The sequence below is a fragment of the Micromonospora sp. NPDC002411 genome (assembly GCF_053592955.1).
The window spans coordinates 1-4990 of record NZ_JBSFBM010000427.1 but is presented as its reverse complement, the minus strand read 5'-3'; the positions used below and the strand labels follow the sequence as shown (position 1 = coordinate 4990).

7 protein-coding genes are annotated in these 4990 nt (G+C 69.4%); 6 read left to right on the top strand and 1 reads right to left on the bottom strand.

Annotated elements, in window-relative coordinates:
• Nucleotides 1-183 (bottom strand): hypothetical protein (locus tag ACWCO3_RS31410; protein WP_450013506.1); only part of this gene is annotated, 183 nt, incomplete at its 3' end.
• Between the two features lie 237 nt (nt 184-420).
• On the opposite strand from ACWCO3_RS31410, the gene ACWCO3_RS31405 reads away from it, so the two are divergent.
• The 6 genes from ACWCO3_RS31405 to ACWCO3_RS31380 form a co-directional block, all read left to right on the top strand.
• Nucleotides 421-855, top strand: a complete 435-nt coding sequence (locus ACWCO3_RS31405; protein ID WP_145784748.1) for a hypothetical protein — start codon at nt 421-423, stop codon at nt 853-855.
• 29 nt (nt 856-884) lie between these two features.
• On the top strand, nt 885-1244 hold the full coding sequence (locus ACWCO3_RS31400) for a sigma factor (RefSeq protein ID WP_167524901.1): 360 nt from the start codon (nt 885-887) through the stop codon (nt 1242-1244).
• 112 nt (nt 1245-1356) lie between these two features.
• Nucleotides 1357-2241 carry an RNA polymerase sigma factor SigJ gene (sigJ, locus tag ACWCO3_RS31395; protein WP_145784750.1) on the top strand — a complete coding sequence of 295 codons (885 nt, stop codon included), beginning with the start codon at nt 1357-1359 and terminating at the stop codon, nt 2239-2241.
• 40 nt (nt 2242-2281) lie between these two features.
• The gene (gene pdxR / locus ACWCO3_RS31390) at nt 2282-3679 is read left to right on the top strand and encodes a MocR-like pyridoxine biosynthesis transcription factor PdxR (RefSeq protein ID WP_450013504.1); all 1398 of its coding nucleotides are present in this window, start codon (nt 2282-2284) and stop codon (nt 3677-3679) included.
• A gap of 41 nt (nt 3680-3720) precedes the next feature.
• Nucleotides 3721-4125 (top strand): cupin domain-containing protein, encoded by a 405-nt coding sequence (locus ACWCO3_RS31385; protein WP_145784752.1) that lies wholly within the window; start codon nt 3721-3723, stop codon nt 4123-4125.
• Nucleotides 4126-4140: 15 nt separating this feature from the next.
• Nucleotides 4141-4990, top strand: an 850-nt coding sequence (locus ACWCO3_RS31380) for an NAD-dependent epimerase/dehydratase family protein (RefSeq protein ID WP_450013501.1), incomplete at its 3' end; no start/stop codon positions are given.

Here is a 4990-nt window from a genome sequence, read left to right as displayed (position 1 = left end):
GCGTACCCGGTCCTTCCCCGTGTGGTCCCTGATCGTGACCGTGCTGCCGGACGTGATCTCGGCGGCGAACACCACCTCGACCCGGGCGGGCGCTGTCGCGAGCGCCGCACCGGCACGACGAGCGCGAGGCAGCCGGCGGTTGTCTGAGTCGCCGGTCACGCGCGCCGGAGCGTCCTTCTTCATGGCGTGCCTCCTCCGTTGCCAACCACTGGGGCATCTGCGAACTGGACCGAGCGGCCCTCCGATTCGTGACAGCGGAGCTGGCCGCTGAGCCAGCTGTCACGAATCGGAGCCGCGCCTGGTCCGTACTGGTGAAACTCGTCCACCACGGCGGGCATCCAGGGTCTGCAGCTACATCGGCTGGCGCATCGCGGGCGACACCTGGACGCCGAGCCGGCAGAGCGCAAGGAGTACCGATCCATGACCTTCAGCATCCGTATCGCGCTGGCGATCTTGTTCGTCGACAACTTCGTGGTCGGGGCGTGGAACGCGATCTGGCCGGCCAGCTTCTACGCGAACTTCCCGACGGTGGATCTCACGCCACCGTTCAGCGAGCACTACGCGCGGGACTTCGGCACGGCATCATTGGCGATCGCCCTGCTGTTGGGCATCGCGGCGGTCAAACCCAAGGCCCATTTCGTCATCCCGGCCGCTGGCGCCTATTCGGTCTTCGCGTTGCCGCACTTCTTCTACCACCTGACGAACATGGTGGGGGCAACCGTAGGCGAGGCGATCCTCCTCACCACCGCAAACGCGGCCGTGGCGCTCGCCGGCCTGCTGATCATCCTGCTGACGGTGCTGCGTGACCGCGGAGCGGTCCGGCGGGGTTCTGCCCCGGCTCGGGCCGTGCGCTGAGCCGGGCCGTCGACCACTGGAGAACGATGATGTCCGAAAATCGCCGGCAATTCCGGTCGAACGCTCTACCCAGTGCGTTCTGCGTCGTCGTGGCCGAACGACGCCTCCTCAAGAACCTCGCATTTCACCTGGTCGGTTCGGTCGGCGCCGCCGAACAGGCGGTGAGAGAGACGTATACCGGTTGGTACACGATGCCGGAGGACCAAAGGGATCGCATCGACAACCCTTTCACCTGGCTCGTCGGCACGCTCGTTCGGGTCTGTGTCGGTCTGCTCGAATCGTCGCCGCCCCGAGCCGGTGGCCCCACCGCTGATCCAGCGGGCCGCCCCCGTGTCGCGGACCCTACGCCTCAGCGGTGGGGTAACTGGCGCGATGCGCCGATGCTGTAGTCCGGCGCCGCAGGGGTATCCGTCTGCGCTGGTGCCCAACGGCAGCGGCAACAGCGGATTCGGTTCGAGCTCACCTGCATGTTCAGGGACAGAAGCGACGAGGCGGGCGGTCATGGTGGGGCAAGGGACAGATGGGGCGCTGGTCGGTGCGTTGGAGGTGTTCGGCGCGGTCCGTCCGCGGCTCTTCGGCATCGCCTACCGGATGCTCGGAAGTGTCGCAGAGGCCGAGGACGTCGTGCAGGAGGCCTGGCTTCGGTGGCAACAGACCGATCGCAGCCAGGTACGGGACCCTGTCGGGTTCCTGGTAACGACGACTTCCCGGCTCGCTCTGAACGCTGCGACCTCGGCTCACGCCCGACGCGAGCTGTATCCCGGACCGTGGCTACCCGAGCCCGTCGACACCGCCGCCGACCCAACGCTGCAGGCCGAACGCACCGAGTCACTCGAACTCGCCGTGCTGCTCCTGTTGGAACGGCTCACCCCGACCGAGCGAGCGGTGTACGTGCTGCGCGAGGCGTTCGACTACCCGTTTCGGCGCATCGGGGAGGTGCTCGACGTCAGCGAGGCGTACGCACGGCAACTCGGTCGACGCGCCCGCACGCACCTGGTCCAGCAGCGGCGCGTTCGGGTCGCGCGCGCTGACCACGATCGACTGCTGCGGGCCATTCTTGCCGCCGCCCGCTCCGGTGAGCTGACCCGGCTTGAGGAACTGCTCGCCGAAACAGCCACCTCCTACGCCGACGGCGGCGGCTTCGTGCGGGCGGCCCAGGTGCCCATCGTCGGACGTGACAACGTCGCGCGTTACGTCCTGGGACTGATGCGGAAGTTCGGCGACGGTGTCTCACTGGAGATCGTCGAATCCAACGGCCAGGCCGCGCTCCTCGCCTCACGGCGCGGAACAGCGATTGCGTTGGTCACCATCGAGGCATCCCCCGCCGGAATCGAACGACTGTTCATCATCCTCAACCCACAGAAACTAACCCAGTTCCAGCGCTGACCGAACGCACCATCGAGTAGGACGGTGAGATCGTTGCTTCGTGGCGAAGTCGCTTGACCTACATCTGGAGTTCGATCGGGGTGCGGGTTTCCCGGGTCGTTCGCTGGAAAGCGCGTTACGGGAGAGCATTCGGACCGGCCGGCTGCGGGCCGGGTCGCGTCTACCGGGGAGCCGGAGCCTAGCCGCAGACCTGGGCTTGGCCCGGGGCACTGTGGTGCAGGCGTACGCGCAGTTGGTGGCGGAAGGGTGGCTGGTGGCGGCACCCGGCTCGGGCACCCGGGTCGCGGACGTGCTCCATGACCCGCCCGTCTCGCGCGGGCAACCGCGGCCGTCGCCCACGCCCGGCCCGATGATCGAGTTGCGGCCGGGCATTCCCGATCTCGGTTCGTTCCCTCGAACGGCTTGGGCGGACAGTGTCCGCCGGGCGCTGACAACGGCTTCCCGCGGCACGCTGGACTACCCCGAGCCGACGGGGCTGCCGGAGTTGCGGATGGCGGTGGCCGGTTATCTCGCGCGCACCCGTGGAGTTCTCTGCGACCCGGACGCGGTGGTGATCACGGCGGGCTTCACCCAGGGTCTCTCCCTGCTGGCGCGAACGCTGCACCGCCGCGGCGTACGCGCCATCGCCACCGAGAACCCCGGTCTGGCCCCGCACCGCATGGTGCTTCGCGCCGCGGGCCTGACGGTTACCCCGCTCACTGTCGGCGCAGGCGGCGCCAACCCCGACGACGCGGCGGGTCAGGCCGCGCTGCTCACCCCGGCGCACCAGCACCCGACCGGCGTGGTTCTCGCTCCCGGCCACCGCTACCGGCTCATCGCCTGGGCACGGGAGCGCGACGCGATCCTGATCGAGGACGACTACGACGGCGAGTTCCGCTACGACCAGCGGCCGGTGGGCGCCATGCAGGCGTTAGCGCCAGAGCGAATCGTGTACGCCGGCAGCACGAGCAAGTCGCTGGCGCCGGGCATCCGCCTGGGCTGGTTCGTCGTGCCCGAGCCTCTGCGTCGCGAACTGACGACGACGATCCTGGAGGCCGGTGCCGCCGTCTCCGCGATCGACCAGCTGGCCATGGCCGACCTGCTCGCGCACGGCGACTACGACCGGCACATCCGCCGCATGCGCCTGACCTACCGGCGCCGCCGGACCGAGCTGGCCAGCCGCCTGGCCGAGGTGACGCAGACCCCACTGGAGGGCATCGCGGCCGGCATGCACGCACTGCTGCCGCTGGCGTCCGCGGCACAGGAGCGCTGGCTGATTCAGGCCGGTCGCCGCCGAGGGCTGCACCTGATCGGCCTGCACAGCAACGCCTACTGGCACGATCCGGTGGATGAGCGGCAGGCGGCGGCCCTGGTCCTCGGGTACGCGGCGCCACCGGCTCATGCGTGGCGGGAGGCACTGTCCGGACTTTGCCAACTGGTCCAACAGGCTGCTCCCTAACTGGTCCATCCCGTTGGTCCGGTCAGAGATACGTTCGATCCATGCAGACAATGAACATCGGGAACAACGAGGTCGTGCTGCTGGGCACGGCGATGCCGCCGGAACTGCCCCAGGGCTCGCATGTAATGACAGCGACGATCGAACTGCCACCGGGCGACCCGGGCACGCCACCACACCGGCACTCCGGACCGGTCTTCGGCTACATGCTCGAGGGCGAGATGATCTTCGAGTTGGAGGGCGAGCCCGAACGGGTGATCAAGGCTGGCGAGGCGTTCTGGGAGCCTGGCGGCGACGTCATCCACTACCGGTCCGCCAACAACCTGCCCGATCGGGTGAGCAAATTCCTGGTCGTCATGGTGTGCGCGCCCGGCCGGGAAATGCTGGTGCTGGTGAGCCCTGAGGAGCTCGAACAGCGCAAAGACCGCCGCACATTCCGGCCGAACTGACGGAGAAGCACAGTCATGCGTATCGTTCTCGCCGGTTCGACCGGCGTCATTGGCCGCCGGCTCGAACCGCTCCTGACCGCCCAGGGGCATGAGGTCATCGGGTTGGCCCGCAACGGCCCGCTCGCTGTCGACGTGCTCGACCGCGACGCGGTGGTGGCAGCGGTTCGCGACGCCCGGCCGGACGTCGTGATGCACCAGCTGACCAGTCTGAGCACGGGCGACCTCGCCGCCAATGCGCGGCTGCGTCGGGACGGGACCCGCAATCTGGTCGACGCGGCGCTCGCTGCCGGGGTACGCCGGATCGTGGCTCAGAGCATCGCCTGGGCGTACGAGCCGGGCGCCGATCCCGCGACCGAAGAGACCCCGCTCGACCTCGGCGCCGAAGAGCCGCGACAGACCAGTGTGGCCGGTGTCGCCGCGCTCGAATCCGCCGTCCGGGAGGTGCCCGAGTGGGTCGTGCTGAGGTACGGCACCCTCTACGGCCCTGACACCTGGTACGCCCGCGACGGTCTGATGGCCCAGTTCGCCGCCGCCGGCAGGGTCCCCGCCGACGCGGACGTGAGCAGCCTGCTGCATGTCGACGACGCCGTCGCTGCCGCGGCCGCGGCACTGGAGTGGCCGGCCGGCGTCGTCAACGTCTGCGACGACGAGCCCGCCGCCGCCTCGCAGTGGGTGCCCGCGTTCTGCGCGGCGGCCGGCGTCCCAGCACCTCCGGTGACGGCGGGCGAGCGGCACGGCTGGGCGCGGGGAGCGAGCAACCAGTTCGCCCGCACACACGTCGGCTGGGTACCGGCCCATCCCTCTTGGCGAAAGGGCACCTGCCACTGCGCCCGCTCTGGCTCTGCCGGGTCTGCGCCGCGCCGTG